We start from the raw sequence: 25,848 nt of genomic DNA on the forward strand, positions 1-25,848 counted from the left end.
AAACGCGCGAACAGGAAGGGGTGCCGATGTTGAGCGGATCCGAACGAGGTTCAGCACCGTCGGACCTTGCAGTCGTTCTATCCCGCTGATCCGGCTCCGGCTTTGACACAGGTCAATCCCGCGATTCAGGTTGGGCCGGCGCGCGCTTCTGTCCGATACTGGGGGCAACCGGACGCAGATTCGGCGGAAGACGGAGGGGGAAACATGGCGCAGCCAGAGGCGCAGCCGCGGACGCATGCGGCCGCGAAACGGGAATTCACCCCGGCGGAGATCGGCGCGATCGCCCATCTCTACCGCGGCGAGGTCTATCGCAGCACGATCTGGCGAACCCGGCTCGACACGACGACGAACTGGTCGGTGGTGACCCTGGGCGTCGCGCTGTCGATCGCGTTTTCCTCGCCCGGCGCCTCGGAGCTGCCGCTTCTGCTCGTGGGCGTGCTGATCGGGCTCTTCATGGTGCTAGAGGCGCGGCGCTACCGCTATTTCAACGTCTGGCGGGCGCGGGCGCGCTGGATGGAGACGCATTTCTACGCGCCGATGCTCGATGACGGCGACCTGCATACCGAAGAGAACTGGCAGAAGACGCTGGCGAAGGATTACTGGCGGCCGGAATACCATGTCAGCATGTCGCGCGCGATGGGGCGGCGGATCCGGCGCAACTATCTGTGGATCCTGTCGATCCAGTTCCTCGCCTATCTCGGCAAGCTGATCGTCCACCCGGTTCCGGCCGGCAGCATCGGCGACGTGATCGCCCGCGCCGCGATCGGTCCCGCGCCGGGCTGGGCGGTGCTGGGCTTCGGCCTGTGCTATCTGGGCAGCTGGCTCGCCCTTGCCGAATGGGTCCGCCGCAAGGACGCCTCCAGCGCGCGGAAGAAAGGCGGCGGCCGGTCGCTGGGATAGCCCCCGCCCCGGCTGGGACGTGGCGCTTGCCGGGCGCCGCCGGGACGCGCTGGAGGACACCGCGCGGGGCCATGCGAAGGCGCTGATCCTGCCCTGCGACGTCACCGACGAGGCCTCCGCCGACGCGGCCTTCGACAAGGCGGCGGCCGAATGGGGCCATCTCGACGCGCTCTTCAACAATGCCGGCGTGTCCCTGCCCGGCGCGCCGATCGACGAGATCCCGGTGGCCGACTGGCGCCACCTGATCGACGTGAACGTCACCGGCGCCTTCATCGCGGCGCGCGCCGCCTTCCGCATCATGCGCCACCAGGACCCGCAGGGCGGGCGGATCATCAACAACGGCTCGGTGTCGGCCTATGTGCCGCGCTGGGGATCGGCGGCCTACACGGCGTCGAAGCACGCGGTGCTGGGCCTGACCAAGACCGTGTCGCTCGACGGGCGGCCCTTCAACATCGCCTGCGGCCAGATCGACATCGGCAACACGCTGACCGACATGGCCGAGAAGATGACCAAGGGCGTGCCGCAGGCCGACGGTTCGATCGCGGTGGAGCCGGTGATGGACGTGTCGAATGTCGCGAAATCCGTGCTGCACATGGCGTCGCTGCCGCTCGAGGCGAATGTGCAGGTCATGACGGTGATGGCGACCGCCATGCCCTATGTCGGACGCGGCTGACGCGCCGTCCCGGGCGGGGGCGCCTCAGCGTCCCCGCCGTGCCGCGCGCTCGCGCTGGATGATGTACCAGCTCGAGCCCGCAATGATCGCCCCGCCAAGGAGCGTCCATTGCGTCGGCCAGGTGCCGAAGACGAGGATGCCCGCCACCGCCGCCTCGACGATCTGCACATAGACGACCGGCGCCAGGATCGAGGCATCGGCATAGCGGTGCGCCACCGTCGCCAGCGTGTGGGCCGTGCCGCCGAAGACCCCGACCAGCACCAGCACCAGCCCGGTGCCCGCGGTCTCGGGCCAGGCCCAATGCGCCAGCGCCACCGGCGCGAAGGCCAGCGTCGCCAGCCCCGTGCTCCAGACTTGGCTGGTCGAGATGCTTTCCGACCCGGCGATCATCCGGGTGACGATGTAGTAGACCGAGGCCGAGAGCATCGCGCCGACCGACAGGAACACCGCCGGATCGAACTCCGCCCCCCAGGGCTGGACCACCACCATCACGCCGAAGAAGCCGGTGCAGACCGCCGCCAGCCGCCGGAAGCCGACCGTCTCGCCGAGCACCGGGATCGCCAGCAGCGTCACCGCGATGGGGCCGGCGAACATGATCGTCGTGGTCATGGTGATCGGCAGGAACTGCAGCGCGGCGAAGTTGCAGACCGTGCTGCCCAGGAGCGCCAGCGAGCGCAGGAACTGCAGCCCCGGCCGGCGCGAGCGCAGCACCGCCGTCCCCTCGCGCGGCAGGAACCAGCCGAGCGCGAGGACCAGCGCCACCGCGTAGCGCATGAAGACGATCTGCACCACGGGCACCCCGGCGAGCAGAAGCCACTTCGCCGAGGTGTCGATGCAGGTCATGAAGGTCACGCCGAGCGCCATCAGCCCGACGCCGAGCGCGGTGCGCTCCTCTTTCGGCGCGACCTGGGCCTGGCTCACGCCGCGGCCCAGCCGCCGTCGATGATATGTGCCTGTCCGGTGGTGAATTTCGACTCGTCCGAGGCCAGGTAGACCGCCAAATGCGCGATCTCCTCCGGCGCGCCGATCCGGCCCATCGGCTGGCGGGCGACGAAGGCCTTCATCGCCGCGTCGTAATCGCCGGTGGCACGCAGCCGCTCGTGCAGCGACGGGCTGTCCACCGTGCCCGGGCAGATGCAGTTCACCCGCACGCCCTTGGTCACGTAATCCACCGCCACCGATTTCGTCAGGCCGATCACCGCCGCCTTCGACGCGCCGTAGACGCAGCGACCGGGCGCCGCGATCACCGAACTGGCCACCGAGGCGATGTTGATGACCGAGCCGCCACCGCGCTCCACCATCCCCGGCAGCGCCGCCTGCATCGCATGAAACTGCGCCCGGACGTTCAGGTTGAAGGCGAAATCGAAATCCGCATCCGTCGCCTCGGCGATGGTGCCGGCATGGACGACGCCCGCGCAGTTCATCAGGATGTCGGGCTGCGCCGCGCCGATCGCCGCCGCCAGCGCCGCCTTGTCCATGACGTCGAGCGCGAAGGCATGGGCAACCTCCAGCCCGTCCAGAAGTTCGGGCTTCAGGTCGGTTGCCGTCACCTCGGCGCCCTCGGCGGCGAAGGCCTGCGCCACCGCCCGGCCGATCCCCTGTCCGGCCGCCGTCACGAAGGCCCGCTTTCCTTGAAGTCTCATCACTCTCTCCTCACATTACCGCGCCGACCAGCCAGGGCACGAACTCGTAATCGCCCAGGCCCTGGGCTTCGGATTTGGACATCTCGCCCGAAGCCACGCGCAGCCACATTTCGTAAATTTCCCGGCCGACCTCCTCGACCGCCGCCCCGTCGCTCAGGATGCGTCCGGCATTTATGTCCATGTCCCCTTGCATGCGCAGGAACATTTCCGTGTTCGAGGCAATTTTCACCGTCGGCGAGGGTTTCGAGCCGAAGGCCGAGCCGCGCCCGGTGGTGAAGCAGACCAGGTTGCAGCCGCCGGCGATCTGCCCGGTGACGGAGGCCGGATCGTAGCCGGGGCTGTCCATGAAGGCGAAGCCCTTCGCGGTCACCGGCTCGGCATATTTGTAGACACCGGCCAGCGGCGTCGTCCCGCCCTTGGCGGCGGCGCCCAGCGACTTCTCGAGGATGGTGGTCAGCCCGCCCTTCTTGTTGCCGGGGCTCGGGTTGTTGTCCATGTTGCCGCCATTGCGCGCGGTGTAGTCCTGCCACCAGTCGATGAGCCCCAGAAGCCGCCGCCCGGTCGCCTCGTCGACGGCGCGCGCGGTCAGCAGGTGCTCGGCGCCGTAGATCTCGGGCGTCTCGGCCAGCACGCCGGTGCCGCCCTGCGCCACCAGCAGGTCGCAGGCATGGCCGACCGCCGGGTTCGCGGTGATCCCCGACCAGGCATCCGAGCCGCCGCATTGCAGCGCGACGGTCAGCTCCGAAACCGGGCACTCCTCCCGCCGCGCCTTGTCGACCTCGGGCAGCATCGCCTCGATCATCTCGATCCCGTGGCGGATGGTGTTCTGCAGCCCGCCTTCCTCCTGGATGGTCATCACCTGGAAGTGCGGGCCGGGCGTGATGCCGTAAGCTTCCAGCAGCCAGCCGATCTGCATGCCCTCGCAGCCCAGGCCCGCCATCAGCACGCCGCCGACATTGGGATTGCGCGCATAGCCCCAGAGCACCCGCTGCAGGAGCTCGAAGCCGGTGCCGTCGCCGCCCATCGCGCAGCCGGTGCCGTGGACGAAGGCGGTGACGCCGTCGACATTGGGATAGGCGGCCAGCCGCTCGGGGGTGAAATGCTCGGCGATCCGCCTTGCGGCCGTGGCCGAGCAGTTCACCGAGGTCAGGATGGCGATGTAGTTGCGCGTGCCGACCTTGCCGTTCGCCCGGCGGTAGCCCCGGAACGTGTCCTGCGCCGCGGGCGCGGGCGCCGGGCGCAGGTTCGAGGCGAAGCGGTGCTCGTGATCGACATTGCGGAAGTCGCAGTTATGGGTGTGGACATGGGCGCCCTCGGCGATGTCCAGGGCGGCATAGCCGATGATCTGGGAATATTTCACCACCGGCGCGCCCTTCGGGATCGGCCGGGCGGCCAGCTTGTGGCCGCGCGGGATCGGCTCGGCGGCGCCCGCCTCGCCCGGCTCCAGAGGCCGGATGGCGGTGACGACATTGTCGGCTTCGGACAAGCGGACGGTACTCATTGGCGCGGGGCTCCGGGATGGGCGGCAGGGGGGTGCAAGGGGGGAGCTCTGTCCCCCCTTGCCTTGGTCACAGGAAGACCGACACCATCGGCGGCCAGATCAGCAGCACGGCAAGCGCGGCGAGCTGGAGCGCGATGAAGGGCAGGAACCCCTTGAAGATGTCGGTCAGCGAGATATGCGCCGGGGCCACCGATTTCAGGTAGAAGGCGGCAGGCCCGAAGGGCGGCGACAGGAAGCTCACCTGCATGTTCATGCAGAACACCACGCCGAACCAGATCGCGACATGCGCCGGATCGAGGCCGCCCAGGAGCCCCAGCTCCTCGACCGGCAGCTTCAGCACGATCGGCAGGAAGACCGGCATGATCAGGAGCACGATGCCGACCCAGTCCATGAACATCCCCATGACGAGGAAGATCGCCATCATCACCAGGATGATCCCCATCGTGGGCAGGTCGCTGCCGACGATCGCGTTGGCCACATAGGTCGGCCCGCCCGCCAGCGTGTAGGCGGCCGCCAGCGCTGCGGCGCCGATCGTCACCCAGATGATCGTGCCGGTCGAGCGCAGCGTGCGCAGCAGGCTGTCCCAGACGATCTCGAAGGTCATCTCGCGGCGCACCAGCCCCAGCACGAAGACCGCGATCACGCCCATGCCCGCTGCCTCGGTGATGCCGGTGATGCCGCCGTAGATCGAGCCCAGCACCACGCCGATGACGATGATCGGCGCGACGAGCCCCTTGCCCATCTCCCAGCCGGTGGCGGTGCGCTCGCGGCCGACCACGAAGAGCATCAGCCCCACCGCGAGGATCACGAAGCCGCCGAGCCAGGGCAGGTGCGACACCATCCCGAGGAAGATCGGGTCCACGCCCTCGCGGATCTCGTTGGCGCCGGTCAGCGTGAAGAACACCGCGCGCAGGAACAGCACGCCGCCGATCCAGGCCCCGAGACGGCAGAGGAAGCCGAGGAACATCAGCGCCTTATCGCGGCCCGCGGGCGCATCCGGATCCTCCGGCGGCAGCGGTGCCATCTCCGGGTTCAGCCGGGTCCGCACCAGGATGTAGATGATGAAGAACGAAGCCAGCATGAAGCCCGGCAGGAAGGACGCGGTGAACAGCGCCTTGATCGAGGTCTCGGTGATCAGCCCGTAGAAGATCAGCACGATCGAGGGCGGGATCATCGTCCCGAGCGAGCCAGAGGCGCAGATCGTGCCGATGGCGAGGTTCTGGTTGTAGCCGAGGCGCAGCATTTGCGGCAGCGCGATCAGGCCCAGCAGCACCACCTCGCCACCGATGATCCCGGACATGGCGGCCATGATGACGGCCATGATCGAGGTCACGATCGCGATGCCGCCGCGGGTGCGCGACAGCCAGACGTTCAGCGACGAATACATGTCCCGCGCGATGCCCGAGCGCTCCAGGAGCGCCGCCATGAAGATGAAGAGCGGGATCGATATCAGGACGTAGTTCGTCATCTGCCGGTAGATCGCCTGGCCCAGCACCGCAAAGGGGCCGCGCCCGAAATTCGAGAACAGCAGGTCCGGGCCGAATTTCATCACCAGCACGGCAACGGCGAGGAAGGCCGAAGCGAAGCCCAGCGGCATGCCGAGCGCCAGGAGCACGAACATCATGCCCAGCGTCACCAGCGACAGCGTGCCGACATCGGCCACCTTCATCCAGGCGAAGAGGTCGAGGAATTCCATCTCAGTCTTCCTTCAGGGTCCGGCGGATGTTTTCGATCTCCGCCTCGTCGATGTCGTCCATGGGCGAATGATGCTCGGGCGCCTTGTTCCAGTCGGCGATCAGGTTCGACACGGCCTGCACCGCGACCATCACCACGGTGATCAGGATCGCGGCCTTGATCGTGGCGGGAATGGGCGGATCCCAGGCGGTGCCGAAGGTCTCCATCCGCGCCAGCTTGGTCACCACCTCGTTCCAGCCGCCCCAGACGAGGCAGAAGGCGAAGAAGCACACGAGGAGAACCGACAGCACGTCAGACGCCTTCTGCACCGGGCGCGGCAGCAGGTCGTAGATCACGAAGATGCGGATATGGGTCCGCTGCTGCATGGCGTAGAGCCCGGCGAGCAGGAACACGAAGCCCGCGATCCAGAGCGAAAGCTCGTTGGCCCAGAGCGTCGGCTTCTCGAAGACGTAGCGGGCCACGACCTCGTAGAACATCGACGCCACGATGCCGGTGATGCCGATCATCGCGATCCGCGCGCAGACCAGCGACAGGATGTCGAACGGCCCGGTCGGCGGGGTCTCCAGCGGCGCCACCGTGTCCGACAGCCAGGCCGCGCCGAGAAGCACCGCGGCGAAGAGCGACCAGAGCATCAGGAGAACCGAGAGCCGGCCCGCCGGGCGCAGCATGTCGTACATGCCGATCGGTTCGGCGGCGGTGAAGTGCTGGAGGACGAGCCAAAGGAAGGTGAGGGCGGCGACGGCGCAGGCGGCAAGCGCGCCGAGACCGACCGGTCTCCGCAGGGGACCCAGCCAGATGCTGTCTTGCGTCATGGCAGTATGCTCCGCTGGCGGCAGGACGGGACGCGCCCGCCCTGCCGGGGATGGACGGGATTACTTCGCGATCAGGCCCAGCTGGGTCAGATATGCCTTGTGGCTTTCCACCAGCTCGCTGGCTTCGGGCGATTTCCCGGCCCAGACATCCCAGGCCGCCTGCGCCGCCTGGCGGAAGGTGGCGCGGTCCTCGGCCGACCAGTCATGCAGCGTGACGCCGGCTTCGGTCAGGCGCGCCGAAGCCTCGGCATTGGCCTTCTCGAAATACAGCGCCGAACGCAGCGCCAGCTTCTCCATCGCCACTTCGATGATCCGGCGCTGCTGGTCGGTCAGGCCTTCCCAGACGGCCTGGTTGCAGGCCAGGTGGTCCGACGGCATCGAGTGGAAGCCCGGATAGGTCGCATGCTGCGCGAGATCGAAGAGGCCGATGGATTCGTCGTTGGCCAGGCCCGAATAGTCGGTGCCCTCGATGATCCCGGTCTCCATCGCGGTGAAGACCTCGGTGAAGTCCATCACGATCGGCGAAGCGCCCAGATTGGCGAAGATCTCGGTCTCCATGCCGGGCGGCGAGCGGAATTTCCAGTCCTTCAGATCCTCGGGACCGGCGATCGGGGTCGAGGAGACCAGCGATTCCTGGCCATAGACCCACCAGCCGATCAGCTGCATGCCGAACTGGTTGTAGAGGTTCTGGGCCTGCTCCATGCCGCCGCCGTAATAGAGCCAGCTGAGCTGCTGGTAGGGGGTGTCGTAGCCGCCCATGATGTCGCCGACGAACTGGAAGGCGGGGTTCTTGCCGGTCTGGTAGGCGCCGCCGGTCATGTCGCAGTCGATGATGCCGTTGGCCGCCGCGTCGAAGGTCTCCACCGTCGCCACGACGGAGGAGGCATAGAACATCTCGATGTCGATGGCCCCGCCCGACATGGTCTCCACGTCCTCGACGAACTGGGTGGCAAGCTGGCCCGAGGTCTGTTCGGGGTTGTAATGCGTCTGGATGCGCAGCGTGACTTCCTGCGCCTGTGCCGTGCCGGCCGCCATCAGGGCAAGCGCCGTGGTTCCCAGAATCCTGGACAGGGTCATGTGTTCTCCTCCCGGACGGCCCGCAGCCGCCTTGTCGCCTTTTTTCCGGCGGACCTCCTCGTCCGCCGCGAATGGTATACCATTCTGCAGCCAAGCTAGCGCGGCGGCGCTCGACAATCAACTCCTTTTGGTATACCAAAACGCACAGACCCGCCGGCGCGCCGGAAGGACGAAGAAAGACAGGGACATGACCGACAAGACTCTGCCCGAGACCATCGCCGACCAGATCCGGCGCGACATCCTGCGGGGCCGCTTCGCTCCGGGGGCGCCGCTGAAGGAACGCGAGACGGCGCTGGAGATGGACGTGTCCCGCACCCCGATGCGCGAAGCGATTCGCATCCTCGCCAAGGAGGGGCTGGTGCTGCTGCGGCCGTCGCGCAGCCCGGTCATCGCCGACCCGTCGATGCGCGAGATCGGCGACGCGATCGACGTGCTGCGCGCGCTGGAGCTGCTCTCGGGCGAGCTGGCCTGCCGCCGCGCCACGCCCGGAGATCTCGAGCGCATCGCCTCGATCCAGACCGACATGGCCGCGCGCTACGACATGCTCGACACGCTCGACCTGTTCGAGATCGACATGGGCTTCCACACCGCCATCGTCGAGGCCGCCCATAACGAGGCGCTGCTCGGCACCTACCGCGCCTATCTGGAACGGCTCTGGCGCGCCCGCTATCTGTCGGCCAGCCAGCGGCGCAGCCGCGACCGCGTCCTGCGCCAGCACGGCGACATCGTTGCCGGGCTGCAGGCGCGCGATCCCGGAAAGGTCGCCGACGCGATGCGCGCCCATCTCGAGGCGCTCGAGGACAATATCCGCGCCAAGTACGACCAGGATGCCGACGCAACCGGCGCCTGATCCCGTTTCCGCATACCAGTGACGATCACCCCAAGGGAGGACACCCCATGAAACTTCTGCGCTTCGGCCCCGAGGGCCAGGAACGGACCGGCATTCTCGACGCCGACGGCAAGGTCCGCGACCTGTCCGGCACGGTGCCCGAGCTGGCCGGCAAGGCCGTCTCGCTGGAGGCGCTGGACGCGCTGCGCGGCCTCGACCTCGCGTCCCTGCCCGTCGTCGAGGAGCCCGGCCGCATCGGCTCCTGCCTGGCCTCGGTGCCGAATTTCTACTGCATCGGCCTGAACTATGCCAAGCACGCCGCCGAGTCCGGCCTGGCCGTGCCGGACCACCCGGTGGTCTTCAACAAGGCGACCTCCTGCCTGTCGGGCCCCTATGACGACGTCATCATCCCGCGCGGCTCGGAGAAATCCGACTGGGAGGTCGAGCTTGGCGTGATCATCGGCAAGGAGGCGCTCTATGTCTCCGAAGAGGACGCGCTGTCCCATGTCGCGGGCTACTGCACGATCAACGACATGTCCGAGCGGACTTTCCAGATCGAGCGCTCGGGCCAGTGGGTCAAGGGCAAGTCGGCGCCGACCTTCGGGCCGATCGGGCCGTATTTCGTCACCGCCGACGAAGTCCCGGACCCGCAGGCCCTGCGCGTGTCGCTCGACCTCAACGGCGTGACCGTGCAGGACGAGTCGACCGGCGACATGATCTTCACCGTCGCCCAGATCGTCTCGCACCTGTCGCAGTTCATGAAGCTGGTGCCGGGCGACATCATCTCCACCGGCACGCCCTCGGGCGTCGGCATGGGCATGAGCCCGCAGCGCTTCCTCAAGCCCGGCGACGTGATGGAGATCGAGGTCCACGGCCTCGGGCGCCAGCGCCAGACCGCCGTCGCCGCCGCCTGAGGCGCCCTGATCCGTCCGGCGGCATCCCGCGCCGCCGGACCCCGGACAGGGCGGCGAAGACGGGCTGACCGCCGCATTCCAGCTGGCCCGCGCGGGCATGGCGCTCGGCGTGTCGCTGAGCGAGCTCTGCGAGATCCACCAGGCCGCCGCGTCCGGACTGGCCGCCCCCCCAGCCCGCGCGCGGGCGGAGGAGTTCCTGCTCGAAGCGCTGACCGTCTACGACATGGCGCTGCGCGGCCATCTCGACACGATCCGCCAGCTGCGCCAGGAGGTCGAGGAGCGGCAGCGCATCGAGGAAGACCTGCGGCTGGCGACCTTCGCCCTGTCGCGCCAGCGCGACACGCTGGAAACCGAAGTCCAGAAGCGCACGCAGCAGGTCGTGGACATGCTCGACGACCTGCGCCGCTCGAACACGGAACTGCTCCAGAACAACCAGGAGCAGGCCGAGTTCACCTATGCCATCTCGCATGACCTGAAATCGCCGACCAACACGATCCGCATGCTGACGAGCGCGCTGGTCGAGGATTTCGGCAGCGCCATGCCGGAGGGCGCGCGCGAGCTGATCGCGATGCAGTCAGCCACGGTGGAACGGATGCTGCGGCTGATCGACGACCTTCTGTCCTATTCCCAGACGGTCGAGGCCGAGCTGGAACCGGGCCCGGTGCCGCTCGACCGGCTGCTCGCCTCGGTCGTGGCCGACCTGCTCGCCGAAATCGAGGAAAGCGGTTCCGAGATCGTGATCGCTCCCCTGCCGCAGCTGCATGGCGACGAAACCCAGCTGCGCATCCTGTTCCAGAACCTGATTGCCAACGCGATCAAGTTCCGCGCGCCCGGCCGCCCCCAGAAGATCGAGATTTCCTGTGCCGATCCCGGCGCCGATCCCGCGGTGATCCGCGTGCGCGACCGCGGCATCGGCATCCCGCCCGGCCAGCGAGAGCGGATTTTCGGCCTGTTCCAGCGGCTGCACGCCCATGACGACTATCCCGGCTCCGGTCTCGGCCTGGCGATCTGCAAGCGGATCGCCACCCGCCATGACGGCACCATCGAGGTCGTCCCGGCAGATGGCGACGGCACGGAATTCCGCGTGACCCTGCCGCGCCGCGGCCCGGAGGCACCGCCATGACGATCGGGCGGCTCATGGTGATCGACGACGAACGCTCCGACCAGATGATGCACGAACGCATCATCCGGAAAACCGGCCTGGCCGCCGAGGTCGTCACCTTCACCTATGCGCCCGACGCGCTCGGCTACCTGCGCGGCCCGGAGGGCGCAGCGGTCGACGCCATCTTCCTCGACATAAACATGCCGCGCATGACCGGCATCGAGTTCCTCGAAGCGCTGCGCGCGGAATTCGGCGACCGGGCCCGGCCGGTGATCATGATCCTGACCACCTCGATGAACCCGCGCGACCGCCGCTGGGCCGAAGGCTTCCCGCAGGTCCGCGGCTTCGTCAGCAAGCCGCTCTCAGCTGCCGATCTCGACGCAATGGCACGGCATGTCGCCGGAGCGGGCTGAGCCATGCAGGGAGAGACCGCAGACGAGGTGCTGCTCCGGCGGGCCGCGCATGACATCCGCGCCAGCCTGCGCGCCCTGCACGCGCTGCCCGGCTGGGTCTCGGAGGATCTGGAGGCCGCGGGGCTGGCGCTGCCGGCGCAGGCCGGGCGCGACCTCCCCGCCAGCAGCGGCGCAAGCTGCACGGTACGACCACGATCGAGCGGCTGGACGGCGCGATCAAGCGGCGGACGGACGCCGCCGGCGTTGGCCGGGAAATCTGTCCCCCGCAAAGAGGTCCGATCCTCCCGGCTTCCCGGCGAAGCCGCGATCCGCAGGCTGGCAGGAGCGATCCTGGCGGAGCAGGCGGAGCCATGGAGGGTCCGGCGCGCCAGGCGCATGGCGCCGGAGACGCTCGCCGCGGCCTGCGTGCTTCGGGAAAGCGATCGCCGGGATCGATGTCCGGTCCTCAGCCCTCCCGCCGTCAGCCTGCCTGCAGCGCAGAGCGGCGGCCCAGCTCGGCCCGCCCGCCAGCGCGAGGCCGATCGCGAACGGCACCGCCACATGGGGCGGGATCGCAGCAAACTGCCTTGCGGATTTGAACAGCTCCGGTGCAGGCGCTTTCATCGCCAGCAAAACCGCACCGATCGGCCCGACGTCGGGGAGGGCTGCGGGGACGACGGCAGCATTCGTCGCTGCGGCACCAAGTCCTCGGCCTCGCCTTTGTCTCCTTGAAGGGTTCCCGCCACTGCGCGCATTCATCGGCGAGCAACGCAAGCAGATCGCGCGTCACATCGGAACTGTCTTCATCAGCCATGATGCGTGCCAGAAGGAGCGGACGATGAGACACGACCTTGGCCGCGGTCAGCCCGGATTCGGCCGCATGGACCCGGATCGCATTGGCAAGCTGCCTCTGTGCGGCGATGGCACGCTCACCCATGCCGCCCAGCCTCAGTGCCATGTGCAGCTCGGCGCTCTGCACGGGCAGGAACCGCATGGTCGGACGGCTCATCGCCTCGCATGGCGCCCCGGCATCCGCCGCATCATTCTTGCCGCGCTTGACGACGGGGTCACATGAGGAGGATTGGATCAAGCGGGTTTCATTGGGGCACCGGTTTCTCTCCCCCGAGGTTTCGGTTCCGGGGCCCCGGCTGCAGGATGCCGGGACAGTGCAGCCGGAAGTGCCGGCGACCGAATGCGGGCTTGGGCGCGCTGGCCGCCGGCGCGCTCCGTCAAGGGGCCGGACCAAGAATGCCGGGCAGAAGGACAGCCAGTGAGCCGGTGGACCCTGCTTGATCCGGCCCTCCCCGTCTGAGCTTCCGTCAGGCGCCGGAGCAAGGCGGGTTCCGGAACCGTCCGGCGGATCGTCCCGCCGCCGGGCCGGTGCGAATGGCGCTGCGGCGATCTGCGGGGGCCTGATGCCGCCCGCACGGCGATCCATCGGGCGGGGGAACCGGGGGAAGGCGCAGGACGCAGCGTCCGGACATGCGCGCCGTGCCGGTGCAGGGCGGGGAAACGCGGAGGGCGGCACCCGTCTTCGGCATGCGGGAGCGGCCGGTCCGCCAGAACTCCCACGCGCTCAACGCTCGGTGGACATCTGGGAGAATCCGGTCGGTTGGTGTCGCGGGGCGCCACGAATCTCCGGCGGCTGGTGGTGCTGGCTGAGGCCGAGGAATCGGGCCTGCCCGTCGCGGCGCAGCCATCCCGTGAAGTGCAGGCCGCGATGCCTGTCCAACCAGAGGGGCGGCACGCTTCCGGGGGCGAGATCGGCTCGCCGCGCTTGGGAGCTTGCCGGCGCCCGTCCGGTGCGCAAATGCTCGCCCGGAGGAACTGGCGCCGCCGCAGGCCGGCCCGAATTTCCCCGGCCCGTCTGCCGGTCCTCCTCGTTCGGGGCTGACGGGCGGAGGCTGCCGCTTTCCTGCCTTCGGTGCGCGCCAGTTCATGCTCCGGTCTGGCTGGACCGGCGGCGATCCCGGCCGTTCCAGGCATGAGGGCAATATTTCCATGTCGTTCTACGGTGGCGGGACGGTTCCGGCGTCGCCTTGGCGGGCGCCTGGCCCAGCGGATTTGCAACGGGATTCCAGATCGCAGCCCGGGACCGTGCTTGGGCGGTGGCCGGGCCCGAAGAGCTGTGCAGGCGGCTACGGATCGATGGGGCTTGGCCAGGGCAAGCGCTTCTCTCCGGGAGGCCGCGCGAGGTCTGGCTGCGGAGCGGCGGCGGGGCGGGAACGGGGCTTCGGCCGTCGGCGGGACGCCGTGCCCCTGCGGAAGAGACGTTTCGGATCCTGCGGCGACCGGGCGGCGCTAGTTCCGCAGGACGGTGCAGACGGACCCGTATTGGCGGACCTGGTTGCACAGGTTGACCGCTTCGCTGCGGGAGGCAGCGCCGATCTGGGCGGTGTATTGGCGGCCGCGCATCGAGGCGAGCTGCACCCGCGCGATCACCGGGGAATGGCGCTGCAGCACCGGATTGCGGCGGGCGGCGGAGCGGTAGCGCTCGGCGGCCACGCTGCGGCTGGTATGGGCGGCGACGATGACCGCCCAGGGGGCGATCGGGTCTGATCCCACGAACTCGGCGCCCTATTAAGACTCGCTTTCGCTGCGCCTACACCTAGCGGCTTAAGCTTGCTCGTGAGACCAAGTCGATGACCCATTATACAAANTCCCAACCAGTTCCAGTCACTCATCTTGCTCGGCTGGTCCGTGTTCGCTCGCCACTACTAACGGAGGCTCTATTGATGTCCTTTCCTCCGGGTACTTAGATGTTTCAGTTCCCCGGGTTTGCTCTATAATCCCTATGTATTCAGGAAAATAGTACCTGGTTCAGCGACCTGTTAACTGCAGTGCAATAACAGGAAACTGTCAGGTGGGTGCGCCGCCAGCTCGGCGCGGTCCTGGCGCTGGCGGCGGCGGATCGCGCCGGTGATGCGGGCCTGCAGGCGGTCGTCGGCCTCGTCGCTCAATTCCTCGTCCTCGTCCTCATACATGTCGTCCGGCCCGGGTGCCGGTTCGGGGGCAAGCCGCGAGCCGATAACCGGGATGCGGCTGAGGAAACTGGTCCGCGGCGGCGGCGCGGGCTCGTAGGCCTCGCCGTCGTCATAGCCGTCCTCGTCCCAGCGCCCGCCGTCTTCCTCATAGGCCTCGCCGGCATAGGCGGCGCGCTCGTCCTCGGTCTGGAACAGCGGATCGCGGGTCCAGTCCTCGTCCTCGTCGAGCACCGCCATGTCGTCATCGGGCGCCACGGCACGGCGCGAGCTGCGCGGCTCCGCCCGCTGTGCGGCGCGGAGGCCGGCCTTCGCCGGTCGATGCCGGGTCCCGGAACCTCTGCGCCGGGCTGCTCGCCAAGCGCCAAGACACGACCTGCCGACCCGCGCCTTGGACGCCATTGCCGGGATCGGCTGCCCCCCGCATCGTCGACAAGCGGCATGATCCCGGCACGGCGCCGCGCTGGCGGCCCTGAACCGGGAGGCCACCCGGCAACCGGGCCGATCTGGCCGGTACGCTGCCATATGCCGGGCAGCATGTCTCGGGCCGGCTGCGGAACCTTGAACCGATGACCATGACGGCGGCGCCTCCGGCGCGGCCCCGGAAGTCCCCGATCACATCCATCTCTGCATGGCCATTTCATCGCAAGACCGGCCCCCGGATCGCAGCGCGCCGCATCTCCGGCATCACTTCGAGGCTGCCACGATGGCCGGAGCGGCGGCTGACAGGCGCGAGCGGCTGATCCGGAACACTGTCCGCCGCTGCCTCCGGAAGAACGGCAGCCCCGCGCCCTGACGGCCGCGGCAGCAGGCGTTGCGGCTTCGTGGAGAACCGGCACTGCCCGTCGGCCGCGCGTTCTCCCGCCATTCTCCAGTCCGGCGCCTGCCGAAGCGCAGGCCCTCCGCCGGGCCGGATGGCTCGCCCGCCATGGCCGCGACCTCGCGGATTCCTTGGCCAGTGCGCAGCGCGTAGCAGAAGACATGGCCTTCCCCCACATCGGCCGCGCCGGCCGCCAGGCCGGAATAGTCACCCAGCAAGATCGTCGGATCGGGCACCCAGGCCGTCGGGCGCTGCGCCAGCGCCTCGACGACCTCCACGCCGCTCTTCTCGCGCGCGGAAAGCCCGTCGAATCCTGCCAAATAGCCCGCCACTTCCGTTTCATAGGCCGGATCGAGCGTGGCCCGGCCGAAGCTCGGTGCGTAGGAGATGCGCCGCGCGCCCTGCGCGCCGCCCGGAAAGTCCAGATAATAGACCGGATCGATCCCGTATTGCTGGGAAGGCGCCCAGATCTGGTCGGAGCCGCAGATCAACATGTCGAAGCGGCCCGCGGGCGAGGCAAGGAAGGCATCGACCTCTTCCGCCGTGCGCAGGACCGGCCCCGACACCCCGAGCGCCCCGCTCTGGAAGCGGTGGAACATCTCGATCTGGTCGCGGTTTCCGAAGAGCTTCCGCTGCACGGCCGAGAGCTTGAGATAAACAATCTTCGCCTTTGATTTGAGGCTGCCGGATTTCAGCAGGTCTGCAATGCTTCCACCGGCTTCAACATGTTCGGGATGGTAATTGACGAACTCTACTTCACAGCCTTGGTCCATCAGCCATTTCCGTAGCCCGTAGGCCTGCATCAGCGCGCCGAAATTGTCGCTGAAATGGTACGTGAAGATGCCGATCCTCGGGATGGTGGCTGACTTGGACATTGGGGTTCCGGTCATTTTTGCTCTCTGTCTACGCACGCCCCGTGCGGGGAAAGATCATCATTTCGAGCGCGCCAGCGCCGCAACAACGGCACAGCGGATGGCTCAGGAGCAGGCGGACAATATCGTGCCACCACCGGAAACCGATGCAGAAAAAGGCCGGTCGGCGCCTGCCGACGTGGCTTTCGCGGTCCTGACGGACACGACTTTAGTGAAAAATGCGGGCGGCAGATCCTTGGGATCAGCGGAGATGGAAGACACACGGTTACCTTTTACTGATCAGATGGCAGCGCCCGGAACATGCGGCCGCTCATACATGCAATCGAAGGTAAGCATACCCAACTCAGGCATCGCATCATAGTGTTTCCAAGCATGCCAGACTGTCCCGGAATGCCGCAGCCCTTCGTATCCATCCGGCGAGTGCGGCGCGACATTGCAGGTGACGACTCAGCGGATGCCGTTCCGAGACGCGCGCCTCGGAATCGACATAGCTGAACAGCGGTCCGCTCGTCTCGTCTGCACCGCGCATGCCTGTCTCCGCCGTTGATCCGCAGCGGATAAAGCTAGTGTCCCATCGCTTGGTGTAGGAGGCCGCGCGCGGAGCCTTCGGCGCAGCGCAGCGCGCGGCCGGGGATGACGCTGCCGGGCAAAAAAGAAAGGTAGATGGCAAAAGGGATCGACAGGATCCGCCGCAGCCAGGCGCGGCGGCTGAATCCGGCAGGCCAGAGCTTCCCGAGCGCAGATAGGGGCACTGACATTGGCCAGATCCGCATGGAAGCCACCGGGGAACAACCGCCCCCTTCCAGAGAAAACTTCATTCCGGCACCGGCGCGAAAACGGCCCGGACGCGGCCCAGAACCGTCACGCCTGCTCCCGCCGCCGCACGGGGCAGGACCTCGGCCTCGATGGACGGGTTGTCCGGACGCAGGAGCAGCCAGTCCTCCCCCACGCTCAGCCGCCGGATCAGCACGCGGCCGTTCCGCCGGAGTGCGAAAATGGCCGCAGCCGCGCCCGGGCGGCGATCCGCCCCGTCAGCCAGCACCGCCCCTCCCTCCGGCAGAAACGGAGACATCCCCGCGTCGCCGGAGCACAGAAGCACCGGCTCGCCCACGCCTTTTGCCTCCAGCCAGCCGCGCGGCAGGCCAAGGGAAGCAGGCCCAGGTCCGGCAGACTCCGGCATGGGAAGCACCAGCAACTCGCCCTGCTCCGCTGACGGCGGAGCCTCCACGCGCGGCGGTCCGACATAGAATTCCAGTCCCAGCGCCGCGCAGATCGCCTCCGCCCGCTCGAGCGTCGGGCTTGCCTCCTTGGCATCCTGCCGCACCGCGCTGCGCAGGTATCCTGTCCGGAACCCGTAAAGCGTCTCCGCCTGGTTCACGTTGAGCCCCAGCTCGGCCAGTCTCTGTCTCACGATCTCGGAAAAGCGCATCGTCACCCCTGGCGCGGGATATTTCCCGAACCGGAGACTTGCAATTTGGGCTTATCCCGCATTACGTAGGGATTATCCTATTCCTGCTTCGGGAAAGTCCCGATGGTTTGTGCACCGACGCTGCAAGCCAGTTCATCCCGATTTTCCCTTCCCTGCACTCCCGAGAAAGGAGGCCCCAATGCCCAGACGCTTCTCCCGCGACGCCTTCGAACACCTGCTCTTCCCGCTCCACCCAAGCCTCTACGCCGCCATCGAAGGCAAGCTCGCCGAGATGGAGCGGCTCCAGCCTGGGCTGCTCGACGGCGCCGCCGCGCTGGCGCGGGTCTCGAACGCCATGGGCTCGCGCGAGACATTCGGGACGGACCGGCTCGGCGGCGCGCCCCTGCCCCGCCACGACCTGCGGCTGATCGTAGTCCCGGATGACGGCCGCCCGCTGCGCAAGACGCAGGCCGCGCGCCTCGACATCCTGCCCCATGCCGCCCGCCCGGCCGCGGGCTATACCGGCTGCCACCTGATCGTCACCGTGGTCACCGGAAGCATCCAGACCGGACACATCCTGCCGCTCGGCTACGCGCTGCGCGAGCTCGAGGACATCACGCTGCGCCCGGGCGGCTACCAGATCTACCGCCATCACCTCTATCCCAGCGCCGCGCCGATGCCCGTCGCGCCGATGCGGCCGGGCGCGGACCCGGTCCTGCCCTGGGCCGCCCATGCCGGGACCGGCCTCGTCTACACGGGTCTCACCAGCCGCAGCTGGGCCAAGCGTCTGGCCGAGCACCGCCGCACCGCCCATGCAGGGAGCGGCACGCTGTTCCATCAGGCCTTGCGTGGGACGTTCTTCCCGGTCGCGAAGACCGAGCACGAGATCCTGCGCGCCGGGGTCACCCGCGCCGAGGCGATGCGGCTGGAGGAGATCGAGATCGAGGACCGCTCGCTCTTCCCGATCCATGCGCGCGGGCTGAACATGATCCCGGGCGGCGAGGCGGGGATGAAGTTCATCGCCCAATGGCGGCGCGGCCCGGGCGCCCCACCCGAGCCGGGCGCGGTCGAGGAGGCCTATGACGCGGCGCTGAAGGAAATGCTCGCGGCGCGGCTGGAGGGCTGCGTGCCCGATGCCTCCGCGATCGCGCGGCTCTGGGCGGAGAACTTGGCCTACCGCATCGGCGTGACCTGCGGACGCGGGGACCGGCTGTCGCAGCTGCAGATCACCTTCGCGCGGATTTGGCATGCCTGCGGCTGGAGCGAGGAGAAGATCGCGGCGAAGCTCGACGGCGTCGACCGCCGCCGCGCCAAGCCGGAACAAGTCCGCCGCCTCCTCGCCGGAAAGACCTATGCCGATGTCCCGAACCTGATGCCCGGCAGCGCGGAACAATCCGGCCGCTGAGCCGGGCAACCAAGCCGCCCCGGAGAGCGCCGGTGAAGAAGCTCGCGAAAAGTCTTGCCACGTGGCAAGACTTGGCAATGCCCCGGTCCATGGGCACAGGCAGCGCCGTTCCATGCAGGCACTGTCCATGCCAGCCTGCGATCTGGTGGCGGACGCCCTAGCGGCCGAGCGCCTGCTCCAGATCCTCCGGGCCGAGCGCGAGCGCAATCGCCAGGGCATGGGCGGCCGTCACCGGCGCACCCGACGCGTAGTCTCCGGAAATGCGCGCGAGCCCGGTCTCCCCGTCCTCGAAACCCGGCCGCGGCAGCCGCAGCACGGCAATGACGGAGTGGATGCCCCGCTTGGCACGGCAGGGAACACCTTCCCCGGCCACCTCCAGCCAGGGGTCCATGCCGACAACGCCCGCCGGCACTTCCAGATGCAGGCTCCAGCGCCGCTTCCTCGGCAGCCGCTCCAGAATCTCCAGGCAGCGCCGGAGCTCTTCCGGGGTGCCGAGCCGGATGCCGGTGTTGGACCGGGTGGCCGACAGCAGGACCTTTGCAAGCCACCAGGCAAGATCTGCGCCGAGACTGCCGCGGAGGTTCCAGAACTCCTCCATGAGCAGACGGGCCTCGCGCCTTTCCGCCCGGCTACGCGGCCAGTGCGGCGCGAGCCTGCCTTCCGCGCCGGGCGGCAGAAGCCGCGGGCTCCCCTTCCGCGTCTTCAGCGCGGCGAGCGCCCGAGCCGCCGCGGGGACCTCCTGCGGCGCGGCCTCCGGCAGCGCGAGAGCGGGCGGCGCGGCCGCGAGGGCCAGCAGCAGGGTCGTCGCAAGGGCAGGTCTCATCTAGGACTCCTCGACTCCATCGCGGCAGTATCGCCGATTCGCGCCGTGCCGCGGCTGCGGCGCAATGGCAGGGATGCCCAAGGCGTAAGCTCTGCTTACGCATTTGGTCGATGGGCGGCCGGAAATCCGGCGCCTGCCCTTTTCCGCGGCGCTCGTTTGACCTATCTTGAATATCAACCGAAGAGGAGTGTTCCATGCCGCATCTCGTCCGCGTCTATATCCGCCAGGTCATCATCGGTTTCGGGGTCGCTGCGGCCTTCGTTGCGGGGCTCCTCTGGCTGAACGTGGGGAATCTCTGGCATCTCGTCACGCATGACAGTGCCGGGTGGATCGCCGTGATGATGCTCTGGGTGTTCAACGGCATCGTCTTCGCGGGCGTGCAGTTCGCCCTTGCGCTGCCCTCGGGGCGCAATGACGGCGAGGGCGGCGGGCGCCGCGACGCGCTGCCGGTGATGCTGGCCGAACTGGTGCCGGTCCGCTCCGAAGAGCCGCGCCGCCGCTGAGCGGCGCCCTCTCCGGCTGACATTCGCAGCCACAATCCGGAAAGCCGCGCTCGCGCGGCTTTTTTCATGTCCGGCCCAGAGGCCGGGACCGGCAGGCGGCAGGGAAACTTTTCCGCAGGATGTCCGGGGGCAGGGCGGCATCGCCGAAGGGCGGCGCATCCCGGCGGCATCGGCCTCCGGCCGTCTTGCCGGGCGGAGAGGCTGCCATGATCGGGACTGCATCTTGCATCCTCCCCGATGGGGAAGGGAGGCGGGGACCGCGCGCAACCGTGGAGGCATGCATTCCCGAGGACCTGTATATACAGGTGGGCGCCAGGTAACCGAACCAGGGTCCGGCCAGAGCCAGCTCCCTCGGAGTTGCTTAAGGCCACCGGAATTTTGCCACAGACACGGGAAGGGCAGATCCGCCAGCCGTCTACCTAGGGCCGCGGCGGCGCCGGCGCAAGGCCCCGTTTGCGGGAATCGTCAACGCCTGCGTGATTGCGCCGATCCGCCCCTTGCCGGATGTTCACGGGGTGTTCATGATCGGGCCATGCCTGCCGATCCGCTTTCCCTCACTCCCGGCCAGCAGCTGGCCCGCGGCACCTGCCGCCACCTGCGCGACATGGGCTTCGCCACGCTCGAGGAATTCGTGCCCGAACGGGGGCTGCGCGTCGACGTGATCGCGCTGGGACCGAAGGGCGAGATCTGGATCGTGGAATGCAAGTCGGGCCGGGCGGATTTCGCCGCGGACCGCAAATGGCAGGGCTATCTCGGCTGGTGCGACCGCTATTTCTGGGCGGTGGATGCCGGGTTTCCGGCAGAGCTGCTGCCGCAGGAGACCGGGCTGATCTTTGCCGATGCCTGGGACGGCGAGATCCAGCGGATGGGGCCGGAAACCAAGCTGGCCCCGGCGCGGCGCACGAAGCTGGTCCGCAGCTTCGCGCGCCAGGCCGCGTCCCGGCTGCAGGCGCTGCGCGATCCGGGCGCGGCGGCCTTCCTGTCGGCCGGAGACGCGGGCTGAGCCTCAGCGTTTCATCTGTTTCGCGGCATCCGCGGCGGCCAGGATTTCCTCGGCGATCTCCTCGGCCTCGTCGGGTTCGAAATCCATCGAGATTTCCTGCCCCTCGGCGGCCACGAAGATCCGCACCATCCCCAGCGAGGTCGGCCCGATCTGCAGATCCGCGGAGAGGTCGCTTTCGTCGTTGATCCCCATGATGTGCTCCTTTCTCTTGAAGCGCGTAGCCAAAGCTGCGCAGGCTGGCAAGCGGAGGAGATCATGGATGATGCATGGCGGCTGCGCGATCCGGCGCCGGGGGATCTCGGCTGGATCATCGGGCAGCATGGACGGCATTTCGTCGGCGAGCTGGGATTCGACCCGGATTACGAGCGGCTGGTCGCCGAGGAGCTGGTGAATTTCCTCGGCCAGCGCGATGCCGCGCGCGACCGGATCTGGATCGCCGCCCGCGGCGGCACCCCCGGCGGATCGATCCTGTGCATGGGCGAGGGCGAGGAGGCGCGGCTGCGCTTCTTCTACGTGGCGCCCGAGGCCCGGGGCCATGGCGTCGGGCGGATGCTCCTGCGCCAGCTCATCGACCATGCCCGCGACCAGGGATTCGAGCAGGTGATCCTGTCCACCCATGCCGAGCAGGAGGCGGCCTGCCGCCTCTATGCCCGCGCGGGCTTCGCCTGCATCGACAGCGCGCCCTCGCATACCTGGGGCCGCAAGCTGACCGAACAGACCTGGAGTCTGCCGCTCGGGACGTGACTTCGCGTCAGTTGCGAATTTCTTTGCCGAACCCGCTTGCAATCCGCGGCACCGCTATGTAGAGGGAGGCTCCGGGCCGCCTTAGCTCAGTTGGTTAGAGCGCTGGATTGTGGATCCAGAGGTCCCCTGTTCAAGCCAGGGAGGCGGTACCATATCAACTCTTTCGGGGTTGAACGAAAAGGCTCCGGACGCTCGCCGCGTCCGGAGCCTTTCGCGTTCCGGGGTGCCGGTGCCTGCGGTTTTTCACGGGAATGCCGGGACATTTGCCGTCCGCGCGTGGCTGGCGGCAGGGCGCCGCCGGTCCCGGGCGGCTGCAACCGGCTTTGCCTCCATTCCCTCCGCGCTGCCCGGCATCTGCCATGGCGCGGCTCCGTCCCGCATTGCGCGCAGCCGCACCGGTTCGGGCGACGCGCTCCATCTGTTCGGCTTCGGCAGGCGGCGGGGCGTTGCGCAGCGTGGGGGCGGTGCCGACGAAGAGCGGCGCGGGATCGGCCATCTGCCGGTCTTGGCGGCGGTGCAGCGCGGCCTCCCAGTCCGGGTGCCGGGCGAGCCATCGCAGGATGGCCTCGGGCAGCGACATCTGGAAATTGAACCGCGGACGGTAGCCCCGGATCACCGGCAGGCCGAGGCTCAGCGCGGCGGCGGAGAGATTGCAGAGCTTGAACTCGATCGACCCGCGGCTGCGTCCGGTTGCCACCTGCAGCGCCCGGTTTTCCACGGCCTTGTTATAGGGGCGTCCCGACAGCTCGTCGGTGAGCATAGAAATCCAGGACGCGGTGACCGCATCGTTTTCCGCATCTGTCCAGTCTTCGCCCGCCATGGCGGCACGATAGGGCGGTTCTGCGGAAAGGTCATTCGGAAACAGGCGGTTGGAGGCGGTGTGCGGCCGTGGCGTGCCGCCGCAGGACGGAGTCGGCGGGGAGATGTCCCCCCGCCGCCGGGCCGTCAGATCGCCACGCAGATCTTGCCGAAATGCGCGCCGCTTTCCTGGTGGCGGAAGGCGTCGGCCAGCTCGGCCAGCGCGAAGCTGCGGTCGATCACCGGGCGCAGGTCGAGCGCGTCGAGGGCGCGGACGAAATCCAGCTGGTGCCTGCGCGAGCCGACGATCAGCCCCTGCAGCCGCTGCTGGCGGCGCATCAGCTCGGCCGTGGGGATCTCGCCGCCGATGCCGGTCAGCACGCCGATCAGCGCGATATGCGCGCCCGGCCGGCCTGCCACGATCGACTGGGACAGCGTTGCCGGGCCGCCGACCTCGACCACGATGTCGACGCCGCGCCCGCCGGTCAGCCGCTTCATCTCGGCGCCCCATTCGGGGGTGCTGCGGTAGTTGATCACGTGATCGGCGCCAAGCTCGCGCAGCCGCTCCAGCTTCGCATCCGAGGAGGAGGTGGCGATCACCGTCGCCCCCATCGCCTTGGCGAGCTGCAGTGCGTAGATCGACACGCCGCCGGTGCCGAGGATGGCCACCGTGTCGCCCGCCTTGATCCCGGCATCGACCGCCAGCGCGCGCCAGGCGGTCAGCCCGGCGGTGGTGATCGTCGCGGCCTCTTCATGGCTCCAGCCCTCGGGCGAGCGGGTGAACCAGCTCGCGGGCAGGGTGACGCGCTCGCGGGCGAAGCCGTCGATGCCGTCGCCGGGCGTGCGCGAGAAATCCGACGGCCGCTCGTCGCCTTCCTGCCAGTCGGGGAAGAACACCGAGACGACATTGTCGCCGACCGCGAATTCCGTGACGCCGGGACCGACTGCCTCGACCTCGCCCGCGCCGTCGGCCATCGGGATGCGCCCGTCCGGCAGCGCGCCCTCGACGGCGCAGACGCGGTAATCGTGATAGTTCAGCGAGCTGGCGCGGATGCGCACGGTGATTTCGCCGGGGCCGGGCGCGGCGGGCTCCGCCGCATCGGCCAGGGCCAGGTTTTGCAGCCCGCCCGGGGCTTTGATCGTGACCTGTTTCAAGGCGCCACCTTTCTCGTTCCGTTTCCGCCCGCGGCCATGGCGCCGCGGCACCGCCCTGACTTAGGCCCCGCGGGCCGGGATGTCATCCTCCCGGCCATGACCGCAGCGCTGACGTCACGGCGGTTTGCGCTGCGCCGCGGCGGGGTGACGTCTTCGGATTTCCGAAAATGTCATTGATCCGACGGCATTTTCTGCGACAGTTTCCGGATTGATGATGAAATTTCCGGAGGGGGAAATCATGCGCAATGCAACAGCCGTCGCCGCGGGGGCCGTGTGCGCGCTCCTTGCGGGCGCCGCCGCCGCGCAGGAGGCTGAAAAGCCGAATATCCTGGTGATCTGGGGCGACGATGTCGGAATGTGGAACATCTCGGCCTATCACCGCGGCATGATGTGCTGCGAGACGCCCAATATCGACCGCATCGCCGCCGAGGGGATGCTGTTCATGGACCATTACGCGCAGGCCTCCTGCACGGCAGGCCGCGCGGCCTTCATCACCGGGCAGTATCCGCTGCGCACCGGGCTGGCGACCGTCGGCCTGCCGGGCGCGCCGCAGGGGCTGAGCGCCGAGGACCCGACCCTGGCCGAGATGCTGAAGCCGCTGGGCTACCGCACCGGGCAATTCGGCAAGAACCACCTCGGCGATCAGGACGAGCACCTGCCGACCGCGCATGGCTTCGACGAGTTCTTCGGCATCCTCTACCACCTGAATGCCGGCGAATATGCCGAGCAGGCCGATTATCCGGCCGAGGCCTTCGAGGAGGCCGGGCTGGCGCAGCGCGGCATCATCCATTCCTTCGCCGCGTCCGGGGGCGGCGAACAGCAGATCGAGGATCTGGGCCCGTTCGGTGCCGAGGTGCAGACGCATCTCGACCAGGACGTCCTGGAGGAGTCGAAGCGCTTCATCACCGAAGCGGTGGAGGCCGGCGAGCCGTTCTTCGTCTGGCACAACACCACGCGGACCCATTACAAGACCCATCTCGACGACCATTACGACGGCATCACCGGCACCGGCAGCGTCTATGCCGACGGCATGGTCGAGATGGATGACGACGTCGGCGAGCTTCTCGACCTGCTCGACGAACTCGGCGTCGCCGGCGAGACGGTGGTGATGTTCTCCACCGACAACGGCGCGGCCTCGAATTCCTGGCCCGACGGCGGCAACCAGCCGTTCCGCGGCCAGAAGGGCGTCGGCGGCTACGAGGGCGGCTTCAAGGTGCCCGCGATGATCCGCTGGCCGGGGCTTGTGCCCGCAGGCACGACCACGGGCGAGCTGGTGACGATGGAGGATTGGGTGCCGACCATCATGGCGCAGCTCGGCCAGCCCGGCCTGAAGGAGGACCTGCTCGACGGTGCCGAGATCGGCGGCAAGAGCTACCGCGTCCATCTCGACGGCTACGACCAGAGCCCGGTGCTGACCCAGTCCGGCCCGTCGAACCGGCAGGAATTCTTTTTCTTCACCGAGACGACCTTCCACGGGATGCGCTACGGCGAGTGGAAATTCCTGTTCACCCAGCAGGACAAGTGGTTCAACGGCGTGCAGGACAGCCTGACCTCGCCGCTGATCACCCGGCTGGATCTGGACCCGTTCGAGCGGTTCCACGACGCCCGCGGCTTCGACGAATGGCAGGAGAACCGCTCCTGGGCGCTGGGGCCGGCCTCGGCGATCACCCAGACGTTCTTCCAGTCCTTCCAGGACTATCCGCCGCGCCAGGCGAGCCTGGATTTCGACATGGACAAGATCATCGACGACATGATGGATCCGGGCGCGCGCTGAGCGCCGCCTGTCCCGGCGCGGCCG

24 protein-coding genes, 1 tRNA gene, 2 pseudogenes and 2 other annotated features are annotated in these 25,848 nt (G+C 68.3%); of the genes and pseudogenes, 13 read left to right on the top strand and 14 right to left on the bottom strand.

The genetic code is table 11. The features are described 5' to 3' along the window. Positions 1–204 precede the first annotated feature (204 nt). The gene (locus C7T91_RS01340; RefSeq protein WP_108257686.1) at positions 205–900 is read left to right on the top strand and encodes a DUF2270 domain-containing protein; all 696 of its coding nucleotides are present in this window, start codon (positions 205–207) and stop codon (positions 898–900) included. Positions 901–910: 10 nt separating this feature from the next. Then, a pseudogene (locus tag C7T91_RS01345) lies at positions 911–1,573 on the top strand (SDR family oxidoreductase); the annotation flags it as partial. Positions 1,574–1,597: 24 nt separating this feature from the next. Here C7T91_RS01345 and C7T91_RS01350 read toward each other — a convergent pair. The 6 genes from C7T91_RS01350 to C7T91_RS01375 form a co-directional block, all read right to left on the bottom strand. Beyond that, complete coding sequence (locus C7T91_RS01350; RefSeq protein ID WP_236637908.1) at positions 1,598–2,494, bottom strand: DMT family transporter; 897 nt, start codon at positions 2,492–2,494, stop codon at positions 1,598–1,600. After that, on the bottom strand, positions 2,491–3,216 hold the full coding sequence (locus C7T91_RS01355; RefSeq protein WP_108257688.1) for an SDR family oxidoreductase: 726 nt from the start codon (positions 3,214–3,216) through the stop codon (positions 2,491–2,493). Before C7T91_RS01355 ends, C7T91_RS01350 begins: the two co-directional genes overlap by 4 nt. A gap of 10 nt (positions 3,217–3,226) precedes the next feature. Then, complete coding sequence (locus tag C7T91_RS01360; protein ID WP_108257689.1) at positions 3,227–4,717, bottom strand: UxaA family hydrolase; 1,491 nt, start codon at positions 4,715–4,717, stop codon at positions 3,227–3,229. A gap of 67 nt (positions 4,718–4,784) precedes the next feature. Beyond that, positions 4,785–6,413: a TRAP transporter large permease gene (locus C7T91_RS01365; RefSeq protein ID WP_201741932.1), complete on the bottom strand. Its 1,629-nt coding sequence runs from the start codon at positions 6,411–6,413 to the stop codon at positions 4,785–4,787. A gap of 1 nt (position 6,414) precedes the next feature. Further along, positions 6,415–7,224, bottom strand: a complete 810-nt coding sequence (locus C7T91_RS01370) for a TRAP transporter small permease subunit (RefSeq protein ID WP_108257690.1) — start codon at positions 7,222–7,224, stop codon at positions 6,415–6,417. Between the two features lie 60 nt (positions 7,225–7,284). Next, positions 7,285–8,301, bottom strand: a complete 1,017-nt coding sequence (locus C7T91_RS01375; RefSeq protein WP_108257691.1) for a TRAP transporter substrate-binding protein — start codon at positions 8,299–8,301, stop codon at positions 7,285–7,287. A 187-nt stretch (positions 8,302–8,488) separates the two neighbouring features. On the opposite strand from C7T91_RS01375, the gene C7T91_RS01380 reads away from it, so the two are divergent. The 5 genes and pseudogenes from C7T91_RS01380 to C7T91_RS34455 form a co-directional block, all read left to right on the top strand. Beyond that, positions 8,489–9,151, top strand: coding sequence for a GntR family transcriptional regulator (locus C7T91_RS01380; RefSeq protein ID WP_108257692.1), 663 nt, complete (start codon positions 8,489–8,491; stop codon positions 9,149–9,151). A gap of 47 nt (positions 9,152–9,198) precedes the next feature. Beyond that, complete coding sequence (locus C7T91_RS01385; RefSeq protein ID WP_108257693.1) at positions 9,199–10,044, top strand: fumarylacetoacetate hydrolase family protein; 846 nt, start codon at positions 9,199–9,201, stop codon at positions 10,042–10,044. A 97-nt stretch (positions 10,045–10,141) separates the two neighbouring features. Next, a complete protein-coding gene (locus C7T91_RS01390) occupies positions 10,142–11,167 on the top strand; it encodes a sensor histidine kinase (RefSeq protein WP_108257694.1) in 1,026 nt (341 codons plus the stop codon). Then, positions 11,164–11,559 (top strand): response regulator, encoded by a 396-nt coding sequence (locus C7T91_RS01395; RefSeq protein WP_108257695.1) that lies wholly within the window; start codon positions 11,164–11,166, stop codon positions 11,557–11,559. The genes C7T91_RS01390 and C7T91_RS01395 overlap by 4 nt, the downstream gene beginning before the upstream one ends. Before the next feature lie 155 nt (positions 11,560–11,714). After that, positions 11,715–12,042 (top strand): annotated as a pseudogene (locus C7T91_RS34455) (hypothetical protein); the annotation flags it as partial. Here the strand turns inward: C7T91_RS34455 and C7T91_RS34460 are convergent. The 4 genes from C7T91_RS34460 to C7T91_RS01410 all read right to left on the bottom strand — a co-directional run bounded on the left by C7T91_RS34460 (position 12,020) and on the right by C7T91_RS01410 (position 17,622). Further along, positions 12,020–12,628, bottom strand: a complete 609-nt coding sequence (locus tag C7T91_RS34460; RefSeq protein WP_236637909.1) for a hypothetical protein — start codon at positions 12,626–12,628, stop codon at positions 12,020–12,022. The pseudogene C7T91_RS34455 and the gene C7T91_RS34460 sit on opposite strands and share 23 nt — an antisense overlap. Before the next feature lie 1,211 nt (positions 12,629–13,839). Then, positions 13,840–14,043 (bottom strand): hypothetical protein, encoded by a 204-nt coding sequence (locus C7T91_RS31320; protein WP_145962736.1) that lies wholly within the window; start codon positions 14,041–14,043, stop codon positions 13,840–13,842. Between the two features lie 33 nt (positions 14,044–14,076). Continuing rightward, positions 14,077–14,175: a sequence feature (23S ribosomal RNA rRNA prediction is too short), on the bottom strand. 24 nt (positions 14,176–14,199) lie between these two features. Continuing rightward, positions 14,200–14,476 (bottom strand) — a sequence feature (23S ribosomal RNA rRNA prediction is too short). Positions 14,477–15,206: 730 nt separating this feature from the next. Then, the gene (locus tag C7T91_RS01405; RefSeq protein ID WP_161555681.1) at positions 15,207–16,214 is read right to left on the bottom strand and encodes a polysaccharide pyruvyl transferase family protein; all 1,008 of its coding nucleotides are present in this window, start codon (positions 16,212–16,214) and stop codon (positions 15,207–15,209) included. 811 nt (positions 16,215–17,025) lie between these two features. After that, the gene (locus C7T91_RS01410; RefSeq protein WP_145962737.1) at positions 17,026–17,622 is read right to left on the bottom strand and encodes a S24/S26 family peptidase; all 597 of its coding nucleotides are present in this window, start codon (positions 17,620–17,622) and stop codon (positions 17,026–17,028) included. A gap of 196 nt (positions 17,623–17,818) precedes the next feature. On the opposite strand from C7T91_RS01410, the gene C7T91_RS01415 reads away from it, so the two are divergent. Further along, the gene (locus C7T91_RS01415; RefSeq protein WP_108257699.1) at positions 17,819–19,024 is read left to right on the top strand and encodes a GIY-YIG nuclease family protein; all 1,206 of its coding nucleotides are present in this window, start codon (positions 17,819–17,821) and stop codon (positions 19,022–19,024) included. Positions 19,025–19,181: 157 nt separating this feature from the next. On the opposite strand, the gene C7T91_RS01420 is transcribed toward C7T91_RS01415, so the two are convergent. Continuing rightward, positions 19,182–19,847: a hypothetical protein gene (locus C7T91_RS01420; RefSeq protein ID WP_108257700.1), complete on the bottom strand. Its 666-nt coding sequence runs from the start codon at positions 19,845–19,847 to the stop codon at positions 19,182–19,184. Between the two features lie 194 nt (positions 19,848–20,041). Here C7T91_RS01420 and C7T91_RS01425 point away from each other — a divergent pair, with 194 nt between their 5' ends. Then, positions 20,042–20,350, top strand: a complete 309-nt coding sequence (locus C7T91_RS01425; RefSeq protein WP_108257701.1) for a hypothetical protein — start codon at positions 20,042–20,044, stop codon at positions 20,348–20,350. 532 nt (positions 20,351–20,882) lie between these two features. After that, positions 20,883–21,353, top strand: a complete 471-nt coding sequence (locus tag C7T91_RS01430) for an MmcB family DNA repair protein (RefSeq protein ID WP_108257702.1) — start codon at positions 20,883–20,885, stop codon at positions 21,351–21,353. 3 nt (positions 21,354–21,356) lie between these two features. Here the strand turns inward: C7T91_RS01430 and C7T91_RS01435 are convergent, their stop codons facing one another. Further along, entirely contained in the window at positions 21,357–21,545 is a 189-nt protein-coding gene (locus C7T91_RS01435; protein ID WP_108257703.1) for a DUF6324 family protein, read from the bottom strand. Positions 21,546–21,608: 63 nt separating this feature from the next. Between C7T91_RS01435 and C7T91_RS01440 the strand changes: the two genes are divergently transcribed. Next, positions 21,609–22,097 carry a GNAT family N-acetyltransferase gene (locus C7T91_RS01440; protein WP_108257704.1) on the top strand — a complete coding sequence of 163 codons (489 nt, stop codon included), beginning with the start codon at positions 21,609–21,611 and terminating at the stop codon, positions 22,095–22,097. A gap of 75 nt (positions 22,098–22,172) precedes the next feature. After that, a tRNA-His gene (locus tag C7T91_RS01445) sits at positions 22,173–22,249 on the top strand. 2 nt (positions 22,250–22,251) lie between these two features. Here the strand turns inward: C7T91_RS01445 and C7T91_RS33190 are convergent. Both C7T91_RS33190 and C7T91_RS01455 read right to left on the bottom strand, forming a co-directional pair. Continuing rightward, complete coding sequence (locus C7T91_RS33190; RefSeq protein ID WP_201741933.1) at positions 22,252–22,857, bottom strand: hypothetical protein; 606 nt, start codon at positions 22,855–22,857, stop codon at positions 22,252–22,254. Positions 22,858–23,042: 185 nt separating this feature from the next. Further along, on the bottom strand, positions 23,043–24,050 hold the full coding sequence (locus C7T91_RS01455) for a zinc-dependent alcohol dehydrogenase family protein (protein WP_108257705.1): 1,008 nt from the start codon (positions 24,048–24,050) through the stop codon (positions 23,043–23,045). Positions 24,051–24,288: 238 nt separating this feature from the next. Between C7T91_RS01455 and C7T91_RS01460 the strand changes: the two genes are divergently transcribed. Continuing rightward, the gene (locus C7T91_RS01460; protein WP_108258443.1) at positions 24,289–25,824 is read left to right on the top strand and encodes a sulfatase-like hydrolase/transferase; all 1,536 of its coding nucleotides are present in this window, start codon (positions 24,289–24,291) and stop codon (positions 25,822–25,824) included. Positions 25,825–25,848 lie beyond the last annotated feature (24 nt).

Origin of the sequence: Mangrovicoccus ximenensis (assembly GCF_003056725.1) — a bacterium.
Classification (GTDB): domain Bacteria; phylum Pseudomonadota; class Alphaproteobacteria; order Rhodobacterales; family Rhodobacteraceae; genus Mangrovicoccus; species Mangrovicoccus ximenensis.